General features: G+C 52.7%; 29 protein-coding genes. 7 read left to right on the top strand and 22 right to left on the bottom strand.

Translation table 11 applies throughout. From position 1 onward, the window contains the following. Window positions 1-30: 30 nt before the first annotated feature. From JQU52_RS05445 to JQU52_RS05425, 5 genes are all read right to left on the bottom strand, one after another. Window positions 31-963: a BRO-N domain-containing protein gene (locus JQU52_RS05445; RefSeq protein ID WP_230340122.1), complete on the bottom strand. Its 933-nt coding sequence runs from the start codon at window positions 961-963 to the stop codon at window positions 31-33. 930 nt (window positions 964-1,893) lie between these two features. Then, window positions 1,894-2,607, bottom strand: coding sequence for a Fic family protein (locus tag JQU52_RS05440; RefSeq protein ID WP_230340121.1), 714 nt, complete (start codon window positions 2,605-2,607; stop codon window positions 1,894-1,896). Between the two features lie 130 nt (window positions 2,608-2,737). After that, entirely contained in the window at window positions 2,738-2,905 is a 168-nt protein-coding gene (locus tag JQU52_RS05435; protein ID WP_230340120.1) for a hypothetical protein, read from the bottom strand. Window positions 2,906-2,930: 25 nt separating this feature from the next. Continuing rightward, window positions 2,931-3,872, bottom strand: a complete 942-nt coding sequence (locus JQU52_RS05430) for a type IV secretion system protein (RefSeq protein WP_230340119.1) — start codon at window positions 3,870-3,872, stop codon at window positions 2,931-2,933. A 62-nt stretch (window positions 3,873-3,934) separates the two neighbouring features. Further along, window positions 3,935-4,591, bottom strand: coding sequence for a type IV secretion system protein (locus JQU52_RS05425; protein ID WP_230340118.1), 657 nt, complete (start codon window positions 4,589-4,591; stop codon window positions 3,935-3,937). A 190-nt stretch (window positions 4,592-4,781) separates the two neighbouring features. On the opposite strand from JQU52_RS05425, the gene JQU52_RS05420 reads away from it, so the two are divergent. Beyond that, on the top strand, window positions 4,782-4,997 hold the full coding sequence (locus tag JQU52_RS05420; protein ID WP_230340117.1) for a hypothetical protein: 216 nt from the start codon (window positions 4,782-4,784) through the stop codon (window positions 4,995-4,997). A gap of 156 nt (window positions 4,998-5,153) precedes the next feature. On the opposite strand, the gene JQU52_RS05415 is transcribed toward JQU52_RS05420, so the two are convergent. The 6 genes from JQU52_RS05415 to JQU52_RS05390 all read right to left on the bottom strand — a co-directional run bounded on the left by JQU52_RS05415 (window position 5,154) and on the right by JQU52_RS05390 (window position 10,555). Further along, the gene (locus tag JQU52_RS05415) at window positions 5,154-7,568 is read right to left on the bottom strand and encodes a VirB4 family type IV secretion/conjugal transfer ATPase (protein WP_230340116.1); all 2,415 of its coding nucleotides are present in this window, start codon (window positions 7,566-7,568) and stop codon (window positions 5,154-5,156) included. Beyond that, window positions 7,477-7,911, bottom strand: coding sequence for a VirB3 family type IV secretion system protein (locus JQU52_RS05410; protein ID WP_230340115.1), 435 nt, complete (start codon window positions 7,909-7,911; stop codon window positions 7,477-7,479). The genes JQU52_RS05415 and JQU52_RS05410 overlap by 92 nt, the downstream gene beginning before the upstream one ends. Before the next feature lie 9 nt (window positions 7,912-7,920). Then, window positions 7,921-8,232 carry a TrbC/VirB2 family protein gene (locus JQU52_RS05405; protein WP_230340114.1) on the bottom strand — a complete coding sequence of 104 codons (312 nt, stop codon included), beginning with the start codon at window positions 8,230-8,232 and terminating at the stop codon, window positions 7,921-7,923. Window positions 8,233-8,441: 209 nt separating this feature from the next. Continuing rightward, window positions 8,442-9,233 carry a lytic transglycosylase domain-containing protein gene (locus tag JQU52_RS05400; protein WP_230340113.1) on the bottom strand — a complete coding sequence of 264 codons (792 nt, stop codon included), beginning with the start codon at window positions 9,231-9,233 and terminating at the stop codon, window positions 8,442-8,444. Then, the gene (locus tag JQU52_RS05395; RefSeq protein WP_230340112.1) at window positions 9,230-9,997 is read right to left on the bottom strand and encodes a hypothetical protein; all 768 of its coding nucleotides are present in this window, start codon (window positions 9,995-9,997) and stop codon (window positions 9,230-9,232) included. Before JQU52_RS05395 ends, JQU52_RS05400 begins: the two co-directional genes overlap by 4 nt. Window positions 9,998-10,081: 84 nt before the next feature. Next, the gene (locus JQU52_RS05390) at window positions 10,082-10,555 is read right to left on the bottom strand and encodes a single-stranded DNA-binding protein (RefSeq protein WP_230340111.1); all 474 of its coding nucleotides are present in this window, start codon (window positions 10,553-10,555) and stop codon (window positions 10,082-10,084) included. 579 nt (window positions 10,556-11,134) lie between these two features. On the opposite strand from JQU52_RS05390, the gene JQU52_RS05385 reads away from it, so the two are divergent. From JQU52_RS05385 to JQU52_RS05375, 3 genes are all read left to right on the top strand, one after another. Continuing rightward, on the top strand, window positions 11,135-11,368 hold the full coding sequence (locus JQU52_RS05385; RefSeq protein WP_230340110.1) for a hypothetical protein: 234 nt from the start codon (window positions 11,135-11,137) through the stop codon (window positions 11,366-11,368). 184 nt (window positions 11,369-11,552) lie between these two features. Continuing rightward, the gene (locus JQU52_RS05380; protein ID WP_328301191.1) at window positions 11,553-12,413 is read left to right on the top strand and encodes a response regulator transcription factor; all 861 of its coding nucleotides are present in this window, start codon (window positions 11,553-11,555) and stop codon (window positions 12,411-12,413) included. Further along, window positions 12,325-13,584, top strand: coding sequence for a sensor histidine kinase (locus JQU52_RS05375; protein WP_328301396.1), 1,260 nt, complete (start codon window positions 12,325-12,327; stop codon window positions 13,582-13,584). The genes JQU52_RS05380 and JQU52_RS05375 overlap by 89 nt, the downstream gene beginning before the upstream one ends. Window positions 13,585-13,737: 153 nt before the next feature. Here JQU52_RS05375 and JQU52_RS05370 read toward each other — a convergent pair whose 3' ends face one another. From JQU52_RS05370 to murI, 11 genes are all read right to left on the bottom strand, one after another. Then, a complete protein-coding gene (locus JQU52_RS05370; protein WP_230340109.1) occupies window positions 13,738-14,484 on the bottom strand; it encodes a PhnD/SsuA/transferrin family substrate-binding protein in 747 nt (248 codons plus the stop codon). Continuing rightward, window positions 14,477-14,938: a PAS domain-containing protein gene (locus JQU52_RS05365; RefSeq protein ID WP_230340108.1), complete on the bottom strand. Its 462-nt coding sequence runs from the start codon at window positions 14,936-14,938 to the stop codon at window positions 14,477-14,479. The genes JQU52_RS05370 and JQU52_RS05365 overlap by 8 nt, the downstream gene beginning before the upstream one ends. A 125-nt stretch (window positions 14,939-15,063) precedes the next feature. After that, window positions 15,064-15,429, bottom strand: coding sequence for a roadblock/LC7 domain-containing protein (locus JQU52_RS05360; RefSeq protein ID WP_230340107.1), 366 nt, complete (start codon window positions 15,427-15,429; stop codon window positions 15,064-15,066). Between the two features lie 697 nt (window positions 15,430-16,126). Beyond that, a complete protein-coding gene (locus JQU52_RS05355; protein WP_230340106.1) occupies window positions 16,127-16,486 on the bottom strand; it encodes a roadblock/LC7 domain-containing protein in 360 nt (119 codons plus the stop codon). A 291-nt stretch (window positions 16,487-16,777) separates the two neighbouring features. After that, window positions 16,778-17,410 (bottom strand): uracil phosphoribosyltransferase, encoded by a 633-nt coding sequence (upp, locus tag JQU52_RS05350; protein ID WP_230340105.1) that lies wholly within the window; start codon window positions 17,408-17,410, stop codon window positions 16,778-16,780. A gap of 151 nt (window positions 17,411-17,561) precedes the next feature. Next, window positions 17,562-18,206 carry a TIGR02117 family protein gene (locus tag JQU52_RS05345; RefSeq protein WP_230340104.1) on the bottom strand — a complete coding sequence of 215 codons (645 nt, stop codon included), beginning with the start codon at window positions 18,204-18,206 and terminating at the stop codon, window positions 17,562-17,564. A 4-nt stretch (window positions 18,207-18,210) separates the two neighbouring features. Continuing rightward, window positions 18,211-18,519, bottom strand: coding sequence for a Grx4 family monothiol glutaredoxin (grxD, locus tag JQU52_RS05340; RefSeq protein WP_230340103.1), 309 nt, complete (start codon window positions 18,517-18,519; stop codon window positions 18,211-18,213). Between the two features lie 158 nt (window positions 18,520-18,677). After that, window positions 18,678-19,937, bottom strand: a complete 1,260-nt coding sequence (locus JQU52_RS05335) for an RsmB/NOP family class I SAM-dependent RNA methyltransferase (protein ID WP_230340527.1) — start codon at window positions 19,935-19,937, stop codon at window positions 18,678-18,680. After that, window positions 19,937-20,626, bottom strand: coding sequence for a DUF3108 domain-containing protein (locus JQU52_RS05330; protein WP_230340102.1), 690 nt, complete (start codon window positions 20,624-20,626; stop codon window positions 19,937-19,939). Before JQU52_RS05330 ends, JQU52_RS05335 begins: the two co-directional genes overlap by 1 nt. 13 nt (window positions 20,627-20,639) lie before the next feature. Beyond that, on the bottom strand, window positions 20,640-21,269 hold the full coding sequence (gene purN, locus JQU52_RS05325; protein WP_230340101.1) for a phosphoribosylglycinamide formyltransferase: 630 nt from the start codon (window positions 21,267-21,269) through the stop codon (window positions 20,640-20,642). Between the two features lie 18 nt (window positions 21,270-21,287). Further along, window positions 21,288-22,097, bottom strand: a complete 810-nt coding sequence (gene murI / locus JQU52_RS05320; protein WP_230340100.1) for a glutamate racemase — start codon at window positions 22,095-22,097, stop codon at window positions 21,288-21,290. Window positions 22,098-22,298: 201 nt separating this feature from the next. Between murI and tsaE the strand changes: the two genes are divergently transcribed. The 3 genes from tsaE (at window position 22,299) to JQU52_RS05305 (ending at window position 24,652) form a co-directional block, all read left to right on the top strand. Further along, window positions 22,299-22,790 (top strand): tRNA (adenosine(37)-N6)-threonylcarbamoyltransferase complex ATPase subunit type 1 TsaE, encoded by a 492-nt coding sequence (tsaE, locus tag JQU52_RS05315; RefSeq protein WP_230340099.1) that lies wholly within the window; start codon window positions 22,299-22,301, stop codon window positions 22,788-22,790. After that, window positions 22,778-24,082, top strand: coding sequence for an N-acetylmuramoyl-L-alanine amidase (locus JQU52_RS05310; protein WP_230340098.1), 1,305 nt, complete (start codon window positions 22,778-22,780; stop codon window positions 24,080-24,082). The genes tsaE and JQU52_RS05310 overlap by 13 nt, the downstream gene beginning before the upstream one ends. Window positions 24,083-24,253: 171 nt before the next feature. Next, window positions 24,254-24,652: a hypothetical protein gene (locus JQU52_RS05305; RefSeq protein WP_230340097.1), complete on the top strand. Its 399-nt coding sequence runs from the start codon at window positions 24,254-24,256 to the stop codon at window positions 24,650-24,652. Window positions 24,653-24,663 lie beyond the last annotated feature (11 nt).

Genomic DNA, 24,663 nt, shown 5'->3' with positions numbered 1-24,663 from the left:
GTTTCAGCTTGGCGGTTTTTTTTAACAGTTTCAGCGGCCGCACAATAATTCATGCAAAGATTGCTCATAACAACGCTGCCTGCACGGTTCGGATAACATCCATGCCTGCCATTTGAGCTCTTCCTGATCTAACGGTGCGGCCTGTTGCAGGTATACAGCCAAACTGTCTGTGGCGGTTTTTGCGGATTCAAATACAAACGGGAAGGAAACACCCTTAGGGTGGCTAATCATCCCCGCTAAGGTATAGCGCGCCATTCTGGCAAAAAAACCTTCCACATGGCCTGCACCCTGACTGCCTACATCACGGATATAGTGGGACATTAAGCGGGCTGCTTCTTTCAACGCATAATAGGCTTCTTCATGGTTGTGTTTGCTCAATTCCACGACTTCTTCCAGCCAAGCCTCGCCAATACCGTAGGCCTCATACCAATCGTAGAAACCATATTCATTGGTGGGCGGCGTCCAATTGATCAGATTGCCATTTGGCTTGCGCCGGGTAAACGACAAATCATCGCGGCGGCGGATGTTGCGCGGCGCCGGCAGCAAAGGCACCTGCCGCGCCTGCTGCGTCACAGCACGGCGGCCACGGCCCGGCTTAGCCTCGTACTTGCCGGTGGTGCGGATGGCGGGCAGCACGTCATGCGTGACCCACCGCTTGAAGCGTTTGGCCTCTTCCTTGCGGCTGGTCAGAATCAGGCTGTATAGGCCGGACTCGCTGACGATCACCACCTCTTGGGGGCCGCCAAGGGTGTCCACAGTAAGGACACCCTTTTCGTCATCATCGAGACGACTGACAACTTGGCGAGGGTTGGCGAGTTCAAGAGCGGCACATACATCTGCCGCAACAAACCAGATTTCACCATCGCGGTTGACGGTGCGCACTGGCAGGTGGTCGAAGTTGAAGGTCTGGTGAGGGGTGTCGCCGGAAGTGGCACCCACAGAGAGAAGATTTTGACTAGCCATGATGGCCTCCTAGAGATCGTTCAATTTCGCCTCCTGTTCAGAGAGGCGGCCGGGCACTTGAACACCGCTCTAGGGCGGCCCGCAGATTTCCCCTTGCGGGTCTTGTATAGCTGCGCGCTACCCGGCCATAGACGCCATTGTCCCGTATCACGGAGCAACGAGAAACCTACGGACGTGAAAAAGCCGCTTTGACTGTCGGGAGCGGCGTCCGCCTAGAGAGGTGTGTTCAGCACCTGACATGAACTCTAACGCCAAGAAGGCAGACTGTCAATATCAATCTACGAAATCAAAATTGAAATGTAGATGCTGGCCCACAACACCGAATCAACAGCCTTTTCCGAGTTTCAGATTGAGAATCAGGAAGGCTGCCTGAAAAGACAGGGATGATATTTTTAGTCATAACTGACTCCTAGTGTTTGATTGATATTGCCACTTGATGGGTGGCGGGCTTCAATCACCTCACTAGTAGGCGACGCTTATTTCCCGAAGGTATTGTATTCGGCGTTCTCGACCCGCCATTGAAACAATGGCAGCCTGAAAAAGCATGGCGCAATACAAACCATACTTGTAACAGACGCAAAAAAGCCGCGCTGACGGGTGCGGATAACCGCTAGTGAAGTGATGCGGTTATCCTGCCTGTTTCGCGGTGGCTTGTCAATAAAAAACCCGCTTTGGACAAAAGCGGGTTGTGGGTATAATGCGCGCGGAGCTGGTAACACAAAGCCCCACGGCAATGGGGCTTTGTGAATCATGCCACCCCGGAAGGAGTGGATTAACATGATGAAACTTCTCATTGTCACAGGTAAGTTTCGGGTCAAGCTGAAACTTGACTTGAGGGTTATTTTAGCTTTGCTGATGTGGCTCAGTCAATAGACACTTGCCAAAACCAAAAAAACATCCGTTTCCGCCAAGTTTCAGCTTGGCGGTTTTTTAACGGTCGATATCCCAATCACTTTCCGGCTCGGCTGCCTGCTGCATGACGGCATAACGCGGATCATTTAAGCATTCAATCAAAAAGTCAATCATCTGCGGCTTCTCCCCTGATTCGTAAAAGCCGATTAGATTTTCATGAAAACGGGTTTCGTTTTTGGGTGAAATGGTAATCGGGGCATAGCCCCGGCTCATCAATTCGCCATTCATCATCAATTGCCCGGTCCGTTTATTGCCATCGGCAAAATACTGATTGCGGGCAGTATCAAGAAAAAGGTCGAATGCACGCTCCATACCCGGGGTACGGTGATAGTGTTCCGACATATTGCGGAATGCATCACTAAGCAACATGGGCAGCGGCGGCATGTATTCGGTACCGGATATGCTGACAGGACGGGTGCGGAACTGCCCCAATTGCGGATTTTCACCACGGGCTACAATGCTGTTGATCAGAATAAAATTATCCTTATCTACACCAAAGCGGTTGCTTTCTACTTGGCGGATAATTTCATCCCAGCCGTCTCGGATATGCTCAATCTGATGCAGTTCCGACATCCGCTTGCCTGCCACAGAAATCCCGTGAATGACTGTTTGAGTCTCAGCAAACGTCAGCGTATTGCCCTCCAATTTGGCCATATTGAAAATCAACTCATCGCGCATCTTGTGCGCGATAAACAAGGCAAGTTCGCGGCCAATGTATTTAATGCGTTGCATATCCATATCCTTAAAACCGGCTGGGGCATAGAAAACCCGCTTTGGGCAAAAGCGGGTGTGGGTGTAATGCGCGTGGGGCTGGTAACACTCCGTTAACATTTGTCGGCCGCTTTGAGCAATCGATGCTTACTTAATCATAGTCATCGTAATAATCACCACCCCATGTAAATACCGAAAACAGCATACCAAAAAAGGTCAGCGCACTCAACAAACCAAAAACAGCGCCTATGTAGGTACCGAACAAAACAGTCGCCAATACGACGCAGCCGAAGAAGCTGATTACCCAGAATTTAGCCATCACAGTATCCTTTCTCAATTAAAGTTTAACGCCCGCGGGCAATGCTGCCGCCGCCACGACCGGCACCGCCGCCCAAGCCGCCGAATTTTGCCCGCATGACCATGCGTGCTACTGTACTGAATGCACCCTCTATGCTGGCACCTCCTGTTAATGCTGAAGTGATAGAAGGGATTTTCCAGGCAACCAGCAGGAAAAAAATCGTCACGACAATAAACATACTTGGCAGGCCTTCGGCCACCACAATATTCGCGGCCACACCTTGGTTCAAGTATTTGCCTATCTGTTGATCGAAATACGCCGTCTGTAACAAGCCCAAAATAGTGAACATCACCACCATAACGGTATAATTTAAACATTGGCCTATCCAGTTCATGCCGTATTGACGGGTAGCAGGAAACAGCATACTGCCCAAAAACAAAGGTCCGACCATAATCACCAAGGCCAAGCAGACTTTGGCCACAACATAATAGGCGAATGATGCGCCCAACAGAATATAGCCGCACACCAATACGATGGGAATAATCCTGAAATTCACCGCCATATGGAAAGCGAATTCCCAAGGCGGTTCACTGTCATCCAATTTGTAAAGCTGGGCGACCAATTCTTCCAGTTTTGCCGCACTGGCATCAAAAGCACTGATATTATAGGGCTTTGGGCTGAACATGGATGCCAATCCTTCCGGCATATCGTAAATAATGTTGGCCAATTTTGCATATTGCCCGGCATTGAATGCAAACGCAATTACGATTAACCAGCCGACTATCCGTTTGGATAAATCAATTACGTTTTCATCAAAACCCCGGCCATAAGCATTCATCACCACCAGTAAAATATAGATACCGAAACCGATAGAAAATAACGGTGCAATATTGCTGATAAAAGAACCGACACTGGTGAATAAATTGTCACCCAACTTGGTTGTGAATTCATTCGCCAACCCGGTAAACAAATCCGAGGTAAAAGCCATTTTGTGCTCCCGAAGGCTGCTTTAAGGTGTTCGGTTAAAGCAGCCTGTGTTTTTAAACCTGATTAACAACCCGCAGTATCCCAACCAAATTTCTTGGCACGCTGGCAGTTGGTGTGGGTGACACGTTGGGCACTTTGGATTTCTTTCTGCATCTCAAAATACCGAGCCATCATGTCCAGTTTCACCTGATTGTTTTGAACAATCGCCTGCTCTGCCGCCAACCGGTTCTGCAAGTCGGCAGCCGCTTTCATGTCTTGAGCACCATCAATTGCCTTCATCAAGCCTTCAATATTCTTCAGACGCTTTTTGGTGTCTTCAAAAGCCTTAATCGTATTACTGTAATTACTGGTGAGCATTCTCAGTGCATCTTCAGGCTTGTAGTCTTTGCCTTTGAGCAATTCTTTGTAGTTGGTGCCGGTGGCACTGTTGTACAGATCCTTCCACTCATCCGGCACCTGGTCTTTCACCGTATCTTTGAGCAAATTACCCATATTGCGGGTGCCGGTGAGCGCCTGTACCTGGCTTTTCAGTTCGGTAATCTGCTTGATTTGGTTATCGATTTGTTCTTTCAGTTGAATGCCCTGCTGAATGGCTTGAGCAATACTGCCTGCATCAGTAACAGGAATGCCGGCAGTAGCAGCAATAGGACTGAGCATCAGGCTGCCTGAAATCAAGATGGCCGCCAATTTGGTTAAACGGTTTTTGTTAAAACGTTGCATTTGAATCTCCTTGCAAGGATAAAAAATGCCACCATTGCAGGTGGCCGGATAAAACAAAGGCCCGCGTCCGGGCTGTCAAAAATAAGTGTTAGGCGTATTGCTATGTGTGTATCGAAGTCACCAATATCAACGAATCCAGCGGTTCATCCAACAGCTAATCCTATCTTCGATCCACTCGGGGGGTGCCAGTATGGTGATGATCGCCAACTGGACAAGAATCGCTATCAGGCCGAAAATAATAGCAGCCCACATAAATAAACATGAAGCCATGCCATCTCCTACTGTTTTAAATTACATCACTATTGGTGCAACGGTTATTGCTACAACCCTGTCCATCCTGTCTATTTTTGCCGTGTTACTTGAGCGCAGGAGAGCCATTACTCCTGCGCTCAATCACATCTTATGAAGGTAACAGCCAAGCAGCAGCAACATCACAATCACTAAACACAAAAGAGCAAAAATGACAGTCATTACTGCAATAACTATTTCTAAAACATTCATATCGCACATAGCTTTATCCGTTTAAACAGCCGCCAACAAGCAATGTTGGCGGCTTTGTTGGTTAAACCGCCTCCACCTGCTTGCGCTTCGCCGCTTTACGCGCCCGAATGGCATCAATAAACGGCCGTTCCCATTGCTGCGGTTCGGTGCCGTACTCCGCCATAATCTGATGTAATAGCTCCACATTGTCGGACGAGCCGGACAAGAAGGGCATGTCGTCGTCAAAACCGTACAAATCCAGCATGGCAAACGCCGATTGCTTCGATTGTTTGACCAAGAAGGTGCGGCTATTCACCGACAGCTTGGCCAATTCTTCGTACTCTTTGTAGGTAAGGCCGCAACGTTGGTAGCTGCCTTCATACTCCGCATCGGGGTTGGGCAAAAACACCTTGGTCGGTGTCTGCTGCACAATCGCCGGAAAAATCGACGACGCAATGGCGTCTTCCGGTGACTGCGACACCAGAATCAGCCAGCCACCCAGTTTGCGGTCGGTTTTGAGGATTTTCAGCATCATTTCTTCGGTTACCTTGAAGCGTGCCGGAAACCAGAATTCCTCGATGATGGTGGCCAAAATACCGTCGATTTCGGCTACCCGTTTCATCATCAGGTTGCGCAGATGGAACATATAGGCAAACACCGGCCCGGTGGGCGGGTAGTTGTCTTTGAGGATTTCGGTCAGGTCAAAGCCCACCCGCCAAAAGTTGTCGGGATCAAACAGGTTAACCGGATTATCCAGACACCAAGCAAAACGGCCGTTTTCACTGCGGCACCATTTTTCCAACCGCACCCGCAAAGAGTTGGGGTCGGGAATGATGGGGATGTTTTGCAGCAGATGGCTGAAATGGCGGTTTTCAAAGCTCAGGCTCATCAGGCTGTCTACGGCTACCTGAATCTGCTTTTCTTCGGTGGCAGTGAGTTTGCCGTTTTCATCTTCGCCGCACATGCCCACCAAGGTGTACAGAAACTCACGATTGGCCGGATTGTCCGGCAGTTGGAACGGATTCAGCCCGGTGGGTTTACCGGCTTCCAGTGCAAAATAATTCCCGCCCACCGCACGGATAAAAATTTCCATGCCCCGATCCAAATCCATCACAAACAGGCTGGGATTGAAGCGTTCGGTAAATGCCACAATGGCGGTTTGCAGTGTGGTTTTACCGGTGCCGGTGGCACCCAACATCAGGGTATGGCCGGCAATTTTTTCGCCGATGTTGTCTTCTTTCGGATTGGAGAAATGCCAATTGAAGTCAAATACGGTTTTGGACACGGTTTGCAGCGGCATAACGGCACTGCCGTCACCCAAGGGGTTGCCGGTTTTTTTGCCGTAGGAGTAGTTGTGGATGCCGAAGGTGGTGGCCAGATTGGCGGTGGTTTTGGGAAACGAGCGTGGCCGCTCTTTGCTGCCGGGCACTTGGCTGAAGAAGGTAGCCGGTGCCGACATGCCGGCTTTGGTGAAGCGGTAACCGCCGGCATTGAGGAAGGCCGAGTACGCGCGGGCACCGTTATCAGCAGCCTGTTCTGCCGTTTTACCATATACCACCAATACAGCATGATAATCACCGAACATCAGTTCACCGGTAACCAACTTGCCTTGTCCTTCCTGCAATTCTTCCATCTGCTCTTTGGCCATATCACCGGCCGATTCCAGATTGTTCAACTGTTTGCGGATGGTGCCCTGCATATCGTAAGGGTTTACAAAAATCAGGCTCTGGGTAAAGGTGAACTCAAACGGCAAGGTCAATATATTGGTGAGGATTTTCGGTTTGCTGACGCCGTAGTCTTTTAAATCCCACATCTGCGCAAACTTTCGTTTGCCAGCCTGTGGACGGATTTCGCAAACATCGGTACCAAAGTGCAAATCGGCACCGGCGATGGCTTGGTAAGCATCTATATTGGTCAGCGGTATTTGCTGATGGCTGCCGTTAATCAGGCTGCCAAAGAACTCATACACTTCTGAAAAAGCCACGCCATCTTGGTTTTGATAGGCACTCAATAAGGTGGGTTCATACGGCTCCAACATGCGCATCAAAATGGCGATTTGTTCTTCCGCTTCTTTGATGCCGCTGTTGATGTTGTCGGTTTTAATCACCACGCTTAAGTGAAAGACGTTTTCAAAATAGTCTTTTTCTTGGAAACGCTGCAAATATTTCTCGGTAAAGCGTTGGCAAAATGCGGTATCAAAGCGGTATTGGCGGTCAAAATTGATTTTTTGCCGCTGCAATGTCCCCCACACCGCCAAGCGGTTACCGAGGGTTTTACCCATCCCGGCCAACAATAGGCGCAGTGACACAAACTGGGTAAAAAGGTGCTTGTCGTCCACACCATCAAAAGGTAAGCCCTGCATGCGGATGGTGAAACCCACATGGCCGGATTTGTAATGGACGATGTTATTGGTGACGTGTTGGCAGACTTTGGGCAGAAAGTCCGACTGTGCCGGCTGCCCCTTCAGCGCCTTGCTCAAAAAATCGCTGATAATCACTTTGTTGTCTCCCGTATTTGGTGGCGAGTATGGTATTGGTGCCATTGAACAGCTTGGCATTGCGGCGGCGAACAAACCATTGCATTTCCGACACAATAATGCGCAATGCTTGGTCATCGTTGGCACAGATATGGCGTAAAAAGGCAATCATCGGCGCAGGTAACAACAGAAAAAACAATGCCGAACCTTCTAGGAACGGCATTGCCACCATTGAGGCCATAACACCGGTAAAACCGCAGATGGCCAATGCCGGCAAAGGCACGCCGATTACCATTGCCTGTCGTGCCAGCCCGTTAAAGGTCATCTGCTCTGTGTGGATGTCTTCGGTTTTATGGGTAGCCATATCGAATCCTTAAAAGCTCATTGAGCCGCCTTTGGTAAACAACCAAGTAGCGAAGGCAATCGCGGCACCCGCACCCACAATCCATGCCGAGGTCTCCAGAATATCCGTCCAAGTCTTGCGCCCGCCAAAGCCCTGTACGAATTGCCACAATAAACACAGACCGGCCACCACACCCACTAACGCATAAACAGCGGTACGGACGGTTTTGGCCATATCGGAAACCTCATCGAAGCCGGCCGCTAATGCCATATTGGCAAAGCCCAACAACGAACACAGCAGCAATGCCTGCACCCAGTCGCGGGTATTTTTTAAAGTACGCATTTACATCTCCAAATAAGTGATAAAAACAAGTCATCAAACAAAAACCGCACATAGGCGGCAGATACAAAAAAACCGCCTGATGGCGGTAAACACTAAAAATGGATAAAGCCATTTATTAGATTCGGGAAAATAAAACGGCAGGTTCATAGACGTTACGAAATCAGAAATTCAGAAAGACAGAAAATCCCTTATCAGTAACAAGAAGCTGCTTAAATAAATTCTGAAAATACATCCCATTGCTCCGGCACTCGGTCGGGTACTGCCGGGGCGGCGGCGGGTGTGGAAATCACGCCGGCGGTGGCCGGTGCTTCGGCATTAGTGGTGGCGGTCATCGGGCGGCCGGTTTTACCCTTGGCCGGAGCGGCGGCAACCGGGGTGCGGCCATCCACCGCAGGCACCCGCACGGTGGTGGCGGCTGAATTGGCGGCGGCACTGTTGACCACTTTCTGTACATACGACGGCTGACCGGCAAAGTCGCGGGTGAAGCCGAAGCGGAAATTGCCGCTGTAATAGCACGAGAAGGCTTTTTGCAATGCTGACTGGCTTACCTTGCCGCCTTCGGCACGGTTGAAACAGTCGGTGAGGATTTGGGCACCGGTATTCAGGTTCTTACAGGGATCAAACACAGTTTCATAATTCAGGCCGTATTTGGGCAGGTTGTATTTGTTGATTTGCGCCAGTCCCATACTGAAATTCCGCCCTTGGGCATGCAGCATCTTGGCAGCAGCCACCGCTTCGGCATGGGTACGCGGTTGGCGCTTCAATGCGCCTTTCACCACGCCGATGGCGTAAGGGTTGAAACCGCTCTCCACCCGGGCAATCGCCTGCATGGTGTCGTGGTGCACACCCGGTGCGCAGGCTTTGGCCAGTTCATTAAAATTAACCCGCTGGGCAGTAGCGGCAGCGGGTTGGTAAACGGCTTTTTGCAAGGTCGGTGGGTTGGCGTTGGCCATGCCGATGGCCAAGCATGGCAGCAGCAGTTTGAAGATGGTTGGCTTCATGGTTCACTTTCAAATGAATTGATTTGGTGCAGATTGTGCAGCAGCATCCGTAAGCGGTCGGTGATTTTAAGGCGGTTCAAGCCGTTTTTACTGGTCTGAGCGCCGAGGGCTTGCTCGATTTCTTCAGGCAGCCGGAAACAGGGGTATTCGCCATCCAGTAGGTTTTGTATGTCTTCAAAAACTTCCGGGTGAATTTTTTGCTGCTCAATATTGGCAAAATTCAGCTTTTCCAACGCTTCTAAAGCTTTACAGGCGAAATACACATCGTGGGCGATGATTTGTTGATGATGGGCAAGTTGCAGCTGATCGTCGTTCTGTACAAAAATTGCCCAATAGGAACGTTCATCATCATGAGCATAATCAATGCCGTTATGTGCCCAAAGACTGGATTTACCGATTTGATTCAAGAGAAGCGCACCCCAAGCAATGTGGCGGCTGATTTCACCTATCAATGCAATCGTTTCCTGATAGAGGGTTTCTAACTTATCGCTGGGCAGATGTTTGCCTTCTGCCGCCAGTTCTTGACGGTAAGAAAAATTCCCCTGTTTTTCAAGAGCGGTGAAATATTTTCTTTTCGCTCGAAGAAATACAGGATCATTACTGCTGGCAGCCCATAAAGCATCATCATTGATTTTGGATTTTTCTTCTTCGGTCAATTCACAGTAAGCATTTTTGTATACGGTTCTGGTATCTCTAAATATCAATTTATCAGGTGCTAAAAAATACCGTAAACACCGACTTACCTCATTAAAAAAATCTTTCATTGAAACTTCCTTATGGGTTGGCTCAAATTAAGGTTGTTCAGCAGAACTCCCGTCTGCAAGAAGTTGAGCAGCTTTTCAGCCCACTCAAAACGGGATGTCGTCGTCAATATCATCCACAGGTACGGGGGCTGGCCGCTGACTGCTTTGACCACCAACAGGCGGCATTGCCGACGGTGTAGCTTGAGGTTGAGCCTCCTCAGCCGGGCGGTTTGCAGCCTTCACGCCAAGCTCCTTGCTGCCGAGCATTTTCATTTCGTTACCGATGATTTCATACGCAGTACGTTCCACCCCGTCTTTGCCGGTGTATTTACGGCTCTGAATGCGTCCGTCAATGTAAACCAAACCACCTTTGCGCAAATATTGCCCGGCGATTTCGCCCAGCTTGCGGTACAACACGATGCTGTGCCATTCGGTGCGGGTTTGACGGTTGCCGTCACGGTCTTTCCACTGTTCTTCAGTGGCGATGGAAAAATGGCATACGGCATCGCCGTTGGGCATATAGCGTACTTCCGGGTCGCGCCCGAGGCGGCCGATAAGTTGGACTTTGTTCACAGTCATGAGCGTACTCCATGTTTATTCAGGGCATAAAAAATGCAAACTTAAACACCCTTCGAAGGTGCTTAAATTTGCATTCTGGTGCTACCAATCATTCGAAATCTACGAAAATCGGTGTGCCATATTTGTGACTAACTGTAGGTGATTTATACTGTATGTGGCTGTATGTGCAAGCATCACATATATTTAAAATCAAATACTTAATTATTTTATATAGGATTGAAAATCCGTGTGTCCCCAGTTCGATCCTGGGTCTGCCACCACTAACCGCACACTGCGGTTATTTTTTTGCCCGTATTCTTGCATTTAAAAACGTCAAATTTTCAAAAAATTCGCGCCATTTTTCTGTATCCATTCACCTCGCTTACATACCACTTCCATCATTAGATAAACAAATTCAAATATTTAATTATCTCCATCAGCCCGCACACGTGCATCACCAGCACGCCCGCTATATTTACACAAATATACATCGGCGCTAAGTTTGGCCTAAGTCTGCCTGCTTATTCTGTATCCAACAAAACCACTGCGGTTTTGCTTGAGCTTACCAGCTAATTTCAATTTCTCTCAGGAGTTAATCGCATGAAAAAACTGATGTCCGTATTATTGGCCGCCGCTTTGGGTATGACTTCCGTAGCCTCTTTTGCCGCAGGCACTGCTGCCGCTCCGGCCGCCGCCAAACCCGCCGCTGCCGCCCCAGCCAAGGCAGCACCTCATAAAGCAGAGCACCATAAAAAAGAAAAAGGCACACACAAAAAACAGCATAACAAACACCACAAAACCAAAGCAGCGGCCAAAACCGAAGCTAAGAAATAATCGCCAAGCGCTGTTTGCCAACAGCCAAGACGATTGGAAACACAGGGTGTTTATACCGCTTCAGGCAGCCTGAAGCGGTATTTTTCATGGCCTGCGTGGTTTATTGCACCGCTTTTCTTTTTTACGGCAAGCGCGTAGGCTTGGCACCATTGCCGCTGCGTGCGGCCGATGATAATAATCCATCATGAGAATTTTGCTGCTTGAAGACGACACCATGATTGCCGAAGCGCTTCGCGACACCTTAAAAGCCACCGGTTATGCGGTGGACTGGGTGGCCGATGGCGATGCCGCCGCCAGCGCCCTGCAAACCCACGACTATCCGCTGGCATTGCTCGACATCAGCGTACCGCATCAAAACGGCTTGGCTGTTTTACAAGGCTTGCGCCAACGCGGCGGCACAACAGCGGTGATTTTGGTGACTGCCCGCGATGCGCTGGATGAACGCATCCACGGCCTGGATTTGGGTGCCGACGATTATGTGGTCAAGCCGTTTCAGCCGGAAGAATTGCTGGCGCGCATCCGCGCCGTAGTGCGCCGCCGCCAAGGTTCTGCCACGCCCCTGTTGGGCAACGGCGTCATCAGCCTGAACCCGGCCACGCGTGAAGCCGCTGCCAACGGCAACAGCCTGCGCCTGTCGGCACGCGAATACGCCCTGCTGCACACACTGATATTGCAGCCGGGCACTATTTTTTCGCGCCAGCAGCTGGAAGAGCGCATTTACGGCTGGAATGAAGAAGTGGAAAGCAATGCGGTGGAATTCATTATCCACGGCATCCGCAAGAAATTGGGTAGCGAAGTGATTAAAAACGTACGGGGCTGGGATGGCTGGTGGCACCCAAAAACTGATTTACTCCTTGCGCTGGCGGCTGGCCGTGGGCTTGTCCTTGCTGGTATCGGCCATGGCATTGGTGGCCGGTGCGCTGTCGTACCGCACTGCCTTTCAGGAGGCACACGAACTGCAAGACGTGCAGTTGCGCCATATTGCCCGCTTGCTCGACCCACACAAGCCGGTATTGAAACAAGACCTCGATACCGAAAGCGATGAAAATATGGTGGCCGAATCCACCGCCACCATTCCCGTGTCGGATATTGTGGTGCAAAACATCAACTCGCCGCGTCTCAATCTGATTTTTGGTAGCCCCATTGCTCAGCATCAATTGCAAAAATATGCGCCCGGCTTTTATGACTTCAACAGTGGTGGCACCTCGTGGCGGGTGTACATCCATGCCTTCCACCATCCCGACAGCCGCGTGGTGATTGCCCAGCAAACCGCCTACCGCAACCATATTGCCACCGAAAGCGCACGCAACAGCATGTGGCCGTTGCTGGCACTGATTCCCATGGTGTGGCTGTTCACCGGCTGGCTTACCCACAGCCTGTTCCGCCGCTTGCAACAATTGAGTAATGAAGTAGACCAGCGCCGTGAGAACGTACTGTCGCCGCTGCCCACCCGCAGCCTGCCCAGCGAGGTACGCCCGCTGGTGGAAGCAATTAACCGCCAATTTATCCAGATTCAGGCAGCCCAAGAACACGACAAACGCTTTATTGCCAATGCCGCCCACGAACTGCGCACCCCGATTACCGCGCTAACCCTGCAACTGGCACAATTGGAGCACAGTACAGATGATGAAGCCGGCCGCCGCGCCCTGCTGGCCAAAGCCCGCAGCGGCTTACAGCGTACCCAGCAATTGCTTACCCAATTGCTGGACATGGCTCGGGCGCAAAACCAACATACCGAGCCGGGCAGCGGCACCGCTATGCTGCCTTTGCTGCGCGGCCTTTATACCGACTTGCTGCCGCTGGCCGAACAAAAACAGCTCGACATGGGCGTGTTGTCCACCAGCGACTACACACTGGCCATCGACCCGGCCGATTTGCGCAGTATCTTCAAAAACCTGCTCGAAAACGCCATCCGCTACACCCCCAAAAACGGCCGCATTGATGTGGCCTGCACCACGGCTGAGAATACCCTCTACATCCGCGTTAGCGACACCGGCTGCGGCGTGGCAGAAGCCGAGCGCGAGCGGATTTTCGAGCCGTTTTACCGCGTGGCCGGGCAAAGCGAAAACGGCAGCGGCTTGGGCTTGGCCATTGTGTCTACCTTGTGCCAAAAGTGGCATATCGACATCAGCGTGGACAACACCGAACCGCCCTGCGGCTTAAGCGTGTGTTTAGCCTTGCCTGCCGGTTTATGGCAGCCATCCAAGGCTGCCTGAAACCATCGAATCTGTCATTGCCGAACCGGATTCGGCAATAACGGTTTTACATTTCAGGCAGCCTTGATAAACAGGTGCGTAACTTCAGTCAACAAAATCAAAAACGGTGCTGTATCTCCCTAGAGCACACAGCACCGTTTTTTCTGGCAGCCTTTAATCGCGCAGGGTATCCACCAAATCAATCATAAATTCCATACTTTCTTCATCTAGGATTTCAAAGCCCGCAGGCATACCCAAGCTGGTTAAAATCCGGCGGCCCGGTTCATCGGTGTGCAGCTCGGTGAGTATCGGCTGCAAGGCATCGGCTTCGGCTTGCCATTGCGGCAGGTAAAGCCACACATGGCTGATTTCGTTGATGCGGCTTTGCAGCAATACTTTAAGCCGACTGCGGGTAATGTCGCTCAATTGCGCATACACATCCGCCGACACAATGCCCACATCGGCCTGGCCGCGCGCCACCGCAGAGGCCACCATTAGAAAATTGTCTTTGTGTTGGCGCTCGACATCACTTTCAGGCAGCCCGGCAGGCTCGAGCAGGCGTTGGCCGATAAAGTTGGCATCTTCGTTGTGCGATACCGCCAAGCGCAGCGGAGTCTGTAAGTCTTCGATGCGCTGATAGGCGGCATCCGCCGGGCACACCAACACCACTTCGTCGAACTGCTCGCGCGGACGCACCAGCGGACGGTAACCTTGGTCGCGCACATAATGGCCGGCATCAAACGGGTTGGCATAAATCATCGCCGCCGGGGTGGCTTTTTGCAACTGCGCCACCTCGGCAAACGATTCGGGCATCACCAAGCCGATATTGATGTCGGCGGTTTTTTGCAAATGGGTATTGAGCATATACCAAGCGCTGAATTGATCCGGCATGTAGTCCGGCACCACCATCATCTTAAACATGGCTGCCCTCCTGTGCGCGCATGGCGGCATATAAAGCTTCCGCTTCGGCCACTTGGTTGCGGCATGGCTTGCGGCGGATGGAGCTGTAGCCGATTACCTTGCCTTGGCGAATATTGGGCAGCACGGTGGCGTACACCCAATAAAAGCCGCCGTCTTTGCGCAGGTTTTTCACATAGCCCATCCAGCGCTCACCACGCTGGATGGTGGCCCATAAATCGGCATAGGCCGCTTTGGGCATATCGGGGTGGCGCAAAATACAGTGCGGGGCGCCAATGATTTCTTCACGCTGCCAGCCGCTGATGTCCACAAATACCTGATTGGCATGGGTGATAATGCCGTTGGTGTCGGTGCGCGACACAATGAGCTCGCCATCGGGATAGGGAAATTCGATATCGGTAACATACACAGTGCGGGCCGTGCTGTCGTTGAAGTAATGCAGTGTTTTTTCAACCACTGTGCCGCCAGTGGGCCGCGGTGGTTGTAAATCATGAATGTTCATGTGTGTATCGTCTTTTTGTTATCGAATTTAAAGCAGGCAAAGAAAGCCTGCAATGCTGGAAGAAAACAACAATGGGTGGCTTACTCACCAAAATGGCGGGCAATGTCTTTTAGCGCACGCTTGGCTTCAAACAGCACCAAGCCCAGCTTGGCATCGCGGGTGGTGGTGATGGTGAGCAAAATGGAATCGGCTGCCTGAAACAGCAACATATAGCCGTTGTCGGTGTGGATGATGGAATGGTTGAGGGTACCTTGCAATACCTCTTTGGCTGAGCGAGTGCCCAGCGACAACATGGCGGCAGACATGGCACCGATGCGGTCTTCATCTACCCCAGTCTGCAAAGCGGCGGCAATAGGTAAGCCATCGGTGGACACCACTGCGGAAGAAACAATCTCGCCAGATTGGTTCAATTTTTGCAGGATATCGTTTAAAACAGAATCACTCATAATTTAAATATCCCAAAATATGACAATATATTAGCCATTTAATCAAAACGAAAAAAGGAATTCATACTATCATGGTATTTTCAATACCTACTTGAGGATAGTCAAATTTTCTGTTTTACGGCCTAATGAACTACTGCATGCTAAGTATATCAGCTAAGGCTGACTGAAATTCTTGTGCTACCGTGTCCGCTGCACCTGTGTTAAGCAGATACGCAGTCTGAAGCAAGGCTTCCGTTGTTTTATTAGAATCAAAGCGGTGTTTTGAACTGGGTACTTGCCTACGTAGGTGTAACGGAAATACCCGTGGAGGGCTTCAGGCAGCCTTATAATGAGTGCGTATCTTCAGTTATTAAAAGTAATAGATGTATGCCGTGAAGCAGAAGTCTTGCTTCAGACTAGAGTGTGTCCTCATTTGTGGAGGAAGACGAAAATAGGCCTTTTTGCACTCAAAAGGCCAAAAAATTGACGTACAACGATGGTTTGTCTTTTGGAAAATTGCCAAGATAGCCAAAATATTGGGTCATTTTTCAACAAGATTTAAAATGAGGACACAGCCTAGGCATCTGCCTTCGTAGATGCAATAGATTTTTAAGACCGAACCGGGTCCGACAATCCATTTGTATGCTTCAGGCAGCCTTAACTATAGTGACACTGGATACGGGTGCGTATCTTCAGTTATTGATTTGCAGCATTGTGTTTACAGCACCGCAGCCAAGCTTTGCAGTGCATTTTGGCTATCGTATAAAACCAACCCCAATTTGGCATCTGCCGGTGTAGTGGTAACCAGCAAAACACTTTCGTTAACTTGAAAAAACAGCATATAGCCATTGTCGGTATTCACAATCGCATGATCCAAGCGCCCCTGTATCACTTCCTTGGCCACCCGTACCGCCAACGACACCATGGCTGCCGACATCGCTCCGATGCGGTCTTCATCCATATCCATCGGAAATGCAGAAGCCATCGACAAGCCATCGACTGACACCACCGCCGAAGCATTAATATCACGTGCGGCATTCAGATTTTGCAATATCGCCAAAATTGCTTGATTTCTCATTGTATCTCCCAGCTAGGCCATTACGGCAGCAGTGGCAGTATGCCTTTTGTTTTCAGGCAGCCTTAATCAAAATACCGAATCTAAAAAATAATAAACCGCATTCGAATCCATCAAAATAAAAACTGTTCATTGCATTCGGCATCAAGCTTATGCAATTAAAGTAATACCCGAAAACATAACATAAATCAAGGCACCCGTTTAGGTGCCTTGATGGGAAAAAATAGCTTAATTTGCGCAAAGGCAAATATTTGGCGCGGATTAAAGGCAACAACACCCCGGCTCTGGCCGATATTATTCGTGCTTGGTGCCGAAAATTTTGTCGCCCGCATCACCCAAGCCGGGGATGATGTAGCCGTTTTCGTTCAAATGGCTGTCGAGTGCGGCGGTGTAAATCGTTACGTCCGGGTGTGCTTCGTTCACCACTTTGACACCTTCGGGCGCGGCCACCAATACCAGCGCTTTGATGTTTTTACAGCCTTTTTTCTTCAACAAATCGATGGTGGCCACCATAGATCCGCCGGTGGCGAGCATCGGATCGATAATCAAAGCCGGGCGTTTGTCCATATCGTCGACAAATTTTTCAAAATACGACACCGGCTGCAAGGTTTCTTCGTCGCGCTGCAAACCCACCACGCTGATTTTGGCGGTGGGAATCAAATCCAATACGCCGTCCAGCATACCCAGTCCGGCACGCAAAATCGGCACGATGGTGACGGTTTTGCCTTTGATGCGGTGCGCTTCGATGTCGCCACACCAGCCCTGCAGGGTAAAAACCTCGGTGGCGAAATCGCGGCTGGCTTCGTAGGCCATCAGCCGCGCCAGCTCTTTGGTAAGGGTGCGGAAGCGGTAGGTGCTGCAATCGGCTTCGCGCATCAGGCTCAGCTTGTGGCGCACCAGCGGGTGTTCGATAATGGTGATGTTCATGGATGTCTCTACAGATTTTGCAAGATTTGGATGGAGTTTATACCAATCATAAAAAATAAGATAACAAGGCGGAACTGGCTTATTTGGTGCTTTAGCACCTTACAAAATCGTTCTCTTCGAGCTAAGGCGAGCCAACGCAGTTAGGTTGTTTTTAGGATTGGTATTCGCGTGGCAGGTGCCACAACAAGGGCCGGTCAAACGGCGACCACAAAGGCACGGTAACGCCCAGCGGCTGTAAGCGGCGGCGCACCCATTCGTTGCAGGTTTGCAAAGGCTGGTAAGCACCGCGGGCGGCATAAAAATGGGGGTAATCCGGCAAGGGCGTGGCGGCGGCAAATTGGCGGCGGATATCGGCATTCAATTGCCGGTATTGCGCGGCATTGAGGCGGATTTTACGCACTTGCCCGCTGCCGGGCAACGGGGCGGCACCGCCGCGTACAAACAGCACGCTGTCGTCCCACAACAAAGCTTTGGCGGCCAAAGGCACGGTTAAATCGCCCCAGGTGGGCACTTGGGTATAAAACGCGCGGCTGCCCCAGCCGATATACACCCAATCGCCCGGCTCGCTTTCAGGCAGCCTGTCGCGCCAATCGGCAATGTCGTTATATAGCGGCAACACCAAATTGATGTGCACACCGTTGCTGACCAAATACACCGGATAATCGGCCGCCGCCGTCGGCGTGGGTATGGGCGTGTGCGAGGGAATTAGCCCCAACACCAACGCCGCGGCCAAATAAGCCAGCAGCACAAAAAACGGTGCCAGCAAGCAGCGGCACCCTTTTTTGAGCCAGCGCATGGCCTTATTCTGCCAAGGCTGCCTGCAACTCGCCCGCTTCAAACATTTCCATCATGATGTCGGAGCCGCCCAAAAATTCGCCCTTCACATACAGCTGCGGAATGGTGGGCCAATTGGCGTATTCTTTGATGCCTTGGCGGATGGCTTCGTCTTCCAGCACATTCACGGTCACAAAATCATGGCAGCCCACGGCTTGCAAAATCTGCACCGCGCGAGCGGAAAAGCCGCATTGCGGGAATTGTTTGGTGCCTTTCATAAACAGCACCACCGGGTTGGCGCTAACGATTTCTTTGATTTGTGCTTGTGCACTCATGATGATTTCCTTTTTTAATTAAAATAAATCCATTGCTTAAACAAACGGTATGGGATTGATAGGCTACCTGAAAACAAGCTGCTTATGCTTAGCCACTGTGTGTATTTTCTGCCGATACGCCAAGGCGCATTCCATGCACCACCTTAAATCAAATCACCTCAACTGCGCTCCAATACGGCAGCAAAAAAGCCGTCGCTGCCGTGCGCGGCGGTGTTCAGGCGCAAGTATACGCCGGTATTGAGGTCTATTTTATTATCCGCAAGGATTAGGCGGCAATCGCGCGGCTGCCAGCCGGGGTTTTCGGCCAAAAAGCGCTCAATCTGCGCTTCGTTTTCTTGCGGCAGAATGCTGCAAGTGGCATACACCAGCCGCCCTTGCGGCTGCACCAAACGGGCGGCAGCCTGCAAGATGCTGTGCTGCTGCGCGCGCAAAGCGGCCACGCTATCGGCGCTTTGACGGTATTTCAAATCGGGGTTGCGGCGCAAGGTGCCAAGGCCGGAACACGGCGCGTCCACCAGCACACAATCGGCTTTGCCGCTTAATTTGCCAATGCGGGCATCGTGCTCGCTTTCGATGCGCTGTGGGTGGATATTGGTGAGCCCGGCACGCACCATGCGCGGCTTCAGATTGGCCAGCCGTTTTTCGGCCACATCCAGCGCATACAAACGGCCGCTGCCGTGCATCATCGCGCCCATGGCCAAGGTTTTGCCGCCGGCGCCGGCGCAGAAATCCACTGCCATTTGCCCGCGCTTCACACCGGTAAGCAAAGCCAGCAGTTGGCTGCCTTCGTCTTGCACTTCCAGCGTGCCGTCCAGAAACAGCGGGTGTTTGTTGAGCGCGGGTTTGTCGGCAAAGCGGATGCCCCACGGCGAATACGGTGTGGGGCTGCACGCCAGCCCTTCGGCTTGCAAGGCGGCCAGTACTTTGTCGCGGCGGCCTTTAAGGGTGTTCACGCGCACATCCAGCGGTGCGCCCTGCACCACGCTACGGCCAAATGCCAGCACGGCGTCGTCATCAAAGCCGTCGGCGCGCATGGTGTCAATCAGCCATTGCGGCAGCTCGGCCGCGGTGTTTAGGCTGTCTGAAAATTCACTTTTGCGGGCTTTCACCTCTGCCAAAAAAGCCATGTCGTCTTCATCGGCCACATCGGCCAAGGCGCTGAGATTCACACTGCGCCCCAACACCAGTGCCACTAAGGCGGCGCGGCGCGGCTGGGTGTGCGGCTTGGGCAACACGGCGCTGATTTTCTGGCCGTGGCGCACGGCGGCAAACACGGTTTCGGCAATTTCATGGCGGTCTTGCCGCCCCAGTTTACGCTCGCGGCGGAAATACGCCGACACCACCGCATCAGCAGGCTGCCTGAAAGTAAGCACATCGGCCAAAACGGCGGCGGTGTGTTTAAGCTGCATTGGGTTCATCATTTGGGTTGCACGGCCTTGCCATTGATTTTGATGCTTTTGAGCTTCAAGGTGTAGGTTTTGCCGTCATCCACATAGGTGATTTGGGCGGGGATATTGTGAAATTCGGGCGCAAACGCGTAGTCGATGGTGTCGCCGCCGCGCTGCACACGGTAGCGGTTGATGGTGGTGTCGCCGCCGCTAACACGGTATTTAGCGGCACCCAAACTGCGAATGCCCGACACCGGATACAGCCGCTTGCCGTTGGTAATCTGCAAACCGGTGGGCAGTTTGCCTTCGTTCATGGCCAATTGCCAGGCCAAGGTAAACAAATCGAAGGTGGGGCCTTTTACCGCAGCGGTTTGCGCGGTTTCCCCGGCCTTGCCGTAGCGCACGCTGCTGCCGGAAAAGCGCGCTTGTGCATAAGGTTTACCTTTGCGGGTGTCGGTGTAAACCGCCGGTTGCAAGGTATTGCCGTTGATGCTGCCTGAAGACTCAAAACGCATCTGGTACATGGGCACGTTGATGCTGGCCACCACTTTGTAATTGCTGCCGCTGCGGTTAAACGTCATGGTGGCGGGCACGCCGTAGGGGCCGACATATTGCAATTCGGCGCTGGCGGGAAAGTCGGCAGCCTGTGCCAAAGGTGCGGCCAAAAGCAAGGCCAGCGGCAAAGGCGCGAAACGGGAAACCAAAGACAGTGCAGTCATACTGATATCCTTTCTAAATAATAAGTTGTGCTGTTGCGTCAACGGTATTTTCAACACGGTAAACGCGGTTGCCGCGAATACTGAGGCTGCCTGAAACAAAATCGGCCACCGCCTGCGGCAATACTTGATGCTCCACCGCCAAGACGCGTTCGGCCAGCGTGGCGGCGGTGTCATGATCCAACACCGGCACCGCGCCTTGCACAATCACCGGGCCGCAATCCAGCTCCGGCGTTACAAAATGCACGGTACAGCCGGCCACGCGGCAGCCCGCTTCCAGCGCGCGTTGGTGCGTGTCCAGCCCGGTAAACGCGGGCAATAAAGACGGGTGAATATTGATTAAACGCCCCTGATAATGGCGGCAAAACGCAGGCGTGAGGATGCGCATAAACCCGGCCAACACCACCAAATCGGGCGCGTAAGTGTCGATCAACGCCATTAAGGCGGCGTCGTAATCTTCGCGGCTGGGGTAATCGCGGTGGCTCAAGCTGGCGGTGGCCAAGCCTTGCGCTGCCGCCCACGCCAAACCGGCGGCATCGGCGCGATTGCTGATAACCGCCGCTACCTGCGCACCGGGAATGGCGGCCTGCACCAATGCCTGCATATTGCTGCCACGACCAGAAATTAAAATAACAATGTTTTTCATAAATAACTTGTGTATGGCTTAACCCAGCGACACCATCTCCAACTGCTCCAAACTGCGCCCCAAAAAGCGCTCGCCGATGGTTTGGAAACGCAGCGGAATGTCGCTCACATAAAAGCGGTAATCGGCACCGTTGGCATTAGGGTTGAGCAAATCGGCCGCCTGCAAAGCGGCGGCGGTGGCTTGGGCGGTGGTGATGGCGGAGTCTACCAGCGCCAGTTGTGGCGCTTCTTGGCGCAATAAAGGCTTGAGCAAGGGGTAGTGGGTGCAGCCCAGCACCAAGGTGTCGATGTCTTCGGCCAGCAGGGGCTTGAGGTATTCGCGTGCGGTTAAGCGGGTTACTTCGTGATCCAGCCAGCCTTCTTCCACCAGCGGCACCAATAAAGGACAGGCTTGCGACAACACCCTGGCCGCCGGGTTGTGGCGGTGGATGGCGCGGGCATAGGCATTGCTGTTTACGGTGGTGCTGGTGGCGATAATGCCGATGTGGCCGTTGCGGCTGGTTTGCAATGCTGCTTCGGCACCGGCGGCAATCACGTCAAGCACCGGCATGGCACCGGCCATTTGCCGCACCCGCTGCCCGGCCACCGCCGCAATGGTGTTACAGGCAATCACCAGCGCTTTTACATCGTGCTGCATCAAAAAATCAACAATCTGGGCGCTGAAGGTTTCGATGGTGTTGCGCGATTTCACCCCGTAGGGCACGCGGGCGGTGTCGCCAAAGTAAACGATGTCTTCATTGGGCAGCCGCTCCATCAGCGCGCGCACCACGGTTAAACCGCCCACGCCGGAATCGAAAACGCCAATCGGCCTGTGTTGTACCCTGCTCATGCCTGCTGTATCCCCAACCTTGCTTCAGGCTGCCTGAAAACGCGTATTGTACCACCATCAAAACCCGGACACGGGGCGGCCATGCATGTTAAGAACTGCAAAAACCGCCCGCCGGCACGCCGCTAAAGCCGCCGCAGGGGTTTCTATTTCGTGTTGATTCACGCATAATTTACACATTATCAAGCATTTTGATGGTTTGCCATGGCTGTTGTTGCACAATACGATTGTTTTTTGGCCGATGAAGCCGCCACCTTGAATTTGGGGCAAGCCTTGGCCGCCCACTTGGCCGCGCCGTTGGTGGTGTGGCTGGAAGGTGATTTGGGCGCCGGCAAAACCACGCTGGTGCGCGGCCTTTTGCGCGGCTTGGGACACCACGGCGCAGTAAAAAGCCCCACCTATGCGCTGGTGGAAAGCTACCGCCCGCCAAATAACAGCATGGAAATCAACCATTTCGACCTCTACCGCTTCACCCATCCCGACGAATGGGTTGACGCAGGCTTAGACGAGCTGTTCCACCCCGAAGCCGTTTGTCTGATTGAATGGCCGCAACAAGGCGGCAGCCATGTGCCCGCCGCCGATTTACGGCTGGCTTTAAGCCATGCCGAGCCCGGCCGCCAACTCACCCTTTCCGCCCACAGCGCACACGCCGCCGCGTGTTTGCACCCTCTTGATTTAAGCATATGGCAAAAATAACCCGCAGAACCTTGCTTGGCGCCTGTTCAGGCAGCCTCTTGCTCAGCATCAGTCCCACCGCTTGGGCCCGGGCTGCCGCCCAAATGGTGGCAGTGCGTATTTGGCCGGCCACAGCCTACACCCGCATGACTTTGGAATCGGACAGCGCTTTGCAATACAAGCAATTCACCCTGGCCAATCCCAACCGGCTGGTGGTGGACATTCAAGGCGCCAGCCTCAACAGCGTATTGCAAACCCTGCCGCAAAAAGTGCTGCCGCTGGATCCGTATATCGCCAGCGTGCGCGTAGGCCAATTTAATGCCGACACCATCCGCGTGGTGCTGGACTTAAAAACCGGCGTTAACCCGCAGGTATTCACCCTGCGCCCGGTGGCCGATTTCAAACACCGGCTGGTGGTGGATTTATACCCCAGCACCTCCGTGGCGCTGGCGCAAGAACAAAACGACCCTTTAATGGCACTGCTGCAAGACTACAGCCGTGGTAAGGTAAACAGCGACGGCACCACCCAAGCCAGCGCCCAAGTGCAAACCCCGCCGGTGCGCACCACGCCGCCCACTACCACCACACCCACCATCAGCACCCCCACGCCCACGCGCCCCAACCGCCGCCCGATTATCGTGCTCGACCCCGGCCACGGCGGCGAAGACCCCGGCGCCATCGGCCCGTCCGGCCTGCGCGAAAAAGACGTGGTATTGGCCATTGCGCGCGAAACCAAAAAACGGCTCGACGCCATGGGCTTCCAAACCCACATGACCCGCAACGAAGACGTGTTTATTCCGCTAGGCGTGCGTGTGGCCAAGGCACGCAGCCTGAAAGCTGATGTGTTTGTTTCCATCCACGCCGACGCCTTCACCAACCCCAGCGCGCGCGGCACCGGCGTGTATGCGCTCAGCCCCAAAGGCGCCACCAGCGCCGCCGCCCGCTTTTTGGCGCAAACCCAAAACGATGCCGACTTAATCGGTGGCGTGCGTTATTCGGCCGACAAAAATGTCAACAACACCTTGTTCGACCTCACCCAAACCGCCACCATCAACGACAGCCTCAAACTCGGGCGCGGCGTGTTAACCGAGCTGGGCAAGCTAAACAAACTGCACAAAGGCCATGTCGACCAAGCCAACTTTGCCGTATTGCGCGCACCCGACATCCCGTCGATTTTGGTGGAAACCGCCTTTTTGTCCAACCCCACCGAAGAAAAAATGCTGGCCAGCAGCCGTTTCCGCCAGCAGGCGGCCGGTGCCATTGCCAGCGGCGTGCAAAGCTATCTGGCCACCGCCGTATTGGCGCGGCGTTGATTTCACCCCGCCAAGCTTTCAGGCAGCCTGAAGCCCACCATCCTGTACTTATACCAATTCTAAAAAATAAGATAACAAGGCGGCGAGCCGCAGACAGTATAAATATACGGCAAGGCGAGCCAACGCAGTTAGGTTGTTTTTTAGGATTGGTATTACTTTAAGGAGCACAGCATGAACCCCAAACACCCCCAAAACGATACCTGCGATCTCACCCCCGCCACCCAAATGGAAGCCGAAGAACGCGCCTTGGTGCAAGACGACCGCTGCGACGATTATCTCACCCGCCAAGCCGCCGTGGCCGAGCAGCAAGACGCCCCGGCCACCCCCTTGCCGCCGCAAGACACAATCCGGCCACAAGTTACCGTCAACACCGAAAGCCTATCGGCTTGCCACGCCCCCACCAGCGCCGACGAAATGGAAGCCGAAGAGCGCGAATTGGTGATTGAAAACTCGGTAGACGACGTGCTCACCTACGCACAACAACCCTTAAGCGACGAAGAAATCCGCGCCCGCGCCCTCACCCGCGAGGCCGACATCCGCCCACAGGCCGAAGACGGCACTGCTTGCTAAAGGCTGCGTCC

The sequence above is a fragment of the Paralysiella testudinis genome (assembly GCF_016894345.1).
Taxonomy (GTDB): Bacteria; Pseudomonadota; Gammaproteobacteria; order Burkholderiales; family Neisseriaceae; genus Paralysiella; species Paralysiella testudinis.
The sequence above is the reverse complement of the archived record's forward strand: the minus strand, read 5'-3'. Positions and strand labels throughout refer to the sequence as shown.

Bases quoted from the DNA above. Each gene is read 5' to 3' on its own strand.
- JQU52_RS05445 (WP_230340122.1), bottom strand. From the start codon at position 963: ATGGCTAGTCAAAATCTTCTCTCTGTGGGTGCCACTTCCGGCGACACC.
- JQU52_RS05440 (WP_230340121.1), bottom strand. From the start codon at position 2,607: ATGCAACGCATTAAATACATTGGCCGCGAACTTGCCTTGTTTATCGCG.
- JQU52_RS05435 (WP_230340120.1), bottom strand. From the start codon at position 2,905: ATGGCTAAATTCTGGGTAATCAGCTTCTTCGGCTGCGTCGTATTGGCG.
- JQU52_RS05430 (WP_230340119.1), bottom strand. From the start codon at position 3,872: ATGGCTTTTACCTCGGATTTGTTTACCGGGTTGGCGAATGAATTCACA.
- JQU52_RS05425 (WP_230340118.1), bottom strand. From the start codon at position 4,591: ATGCAACGTTTTAACAAAAACCGTTTAACCAAATTGGCGGCCATCTTG.
- JQU52_RS05420 (WP_230340117.1), top strand. From the start codon at position 4,782: ATGGTGATGATCGCCAACTGGACAAGAATCGCTATCAGGCCGAAAATA.
- JQU52_RS05410 (WP_230340115.1), bottom strand. From the start codon at position 7,911: ATGGCTACCCATAAAACCGAAGACATCCACACAGAGCAGATGACCTTT.
- JQU52_RS05405 (WP_230340114.1), bottom strand. From the start codon at position 8,232: ATGCGTACTTTAAAAAATACCCGCGACTGGGTGCAGGCATTGCTGCTG.
- JQU52_RS05400 (WP_230340113.1), bottom strand. From the start codon at position 9,233: ATGAAGCCAACCATCTTCAAACTGCTGCTGCCATGCTTGGCCATCGGC.
- JQU52_RS05395 (WP_230340112.1), bottom strand. From the start codon at position 9,997: ATGAAAGATTTTTTTAATGAGGTAAGTCGGTGTTTACGGTATTTTTTA.
- JQU52_RS05390 (WP_230340111.1), bottom strand. From the start codon at position 10,555: ATGACTGTGAACAAAGTCCAACTTATCGGCCGCCTCGGGCGCGACCCG.
- JQU52_RS05385 (WP_230340110.1), top strand. From the start codon at position 11,135: ATGAAAAAACTGATGTCCGTATTATTGGCCGCCGCTTTGGGTATGACT.
- JQU52_RS05380 (WP_328301191.1), top strand. From the start codon at position 11,553: ATGAGAATTTTGCTGCTTGAAGACGACACCATGATTGCCGAAGCGCTT.
- JQU52_RS05370 (WP_230340109.1), bottom strand. From the start codon at position 14,484: ATGTTTAAGATGATGGTGGTGCCGGACTACATGCCGGATCAATTCAGC.
- JQU52_RS05360 (WP_230340107.1), bottom strand. From the start codon at position 15,429: ATGAGTGATTCTGTTTTAAACGATATCCTGCAAAAATTGAACCAATCT.
- JQU52_RS05355 (WP_230340106.1), bottom strand. From the start codon at position 16,486: ATGAGAAATCAAGCAATTTTGGCGATATTGCAAAATCTGAATGCCGCA.
- upp (WP_230340105.1), bottom strand. From the start codon at position 17,410: ATGAACATCACCATTATCGAACACCCGCTGGTGCGCCACAAGCTGAGC.
- JQU52_RS05345 (WP_230340104.1), bottom strand. From the start codon at position 18,206: ATGCGCTGGCTCAAAAAAGGGTGCCGCTGCTTGCTGGCACCGTTTTTT.
- grxD (WP_230340103.1), bottom strand. From the start codon at position 18,519: ATGAGTGCACAAGCACAAATCAAAGAAATCGTTAGCGCCAACCCGGTG.
- JQU52_RS05335 (WP_230340527.1), bottom strand. From the start codon at position 19,937: ATGAACCCAATGCAGCTTAAACACACCGCCGCCGTTTTGGCCGATGTG.
- JQU52_RS05330 (WP_230340102.1), bottom strand. From the start codon at position 20,626: ATGACTGCACTGTCTTTGGTTTCCCGTTTCGCGCCTTTGCCGCTGGCC.
- purN (WP_230340101.1), bottom strand. From the start codon at position 21,269: ATGAAAAACATTGTTATTTTAATTTCTGGTCGTGGCAGCAATATGCAG.
- murI (WP_230340100.1), bottom strand. From the start codon at position 22,097: ATGAGCAGGGTACAACACAGGCCGATTGGCGTTTTCGATTCCGGCGTG.
- tsaE (WP_230340099.1), top strand. From the start codon at position 22,299: ATGGCTGTTGTTGCACAATACGATTGTTTTTTGGCCGATGAAGCCGCC.
- JQU52_RS05310 (WP_230340098.1), top strand. From the start codon at position 22,778: ATGGCAAAAATAACCCGCAGAACCTTGCTTGGCGCCTGTTCAGGCAGC.
- JQU52_RS05305 (WP_230340097.1), top strand. From the start codon at position 24,254: ATGAACCCCAAACACCCCCAAAACGATACCTGCGATCTCACCCCCGCC.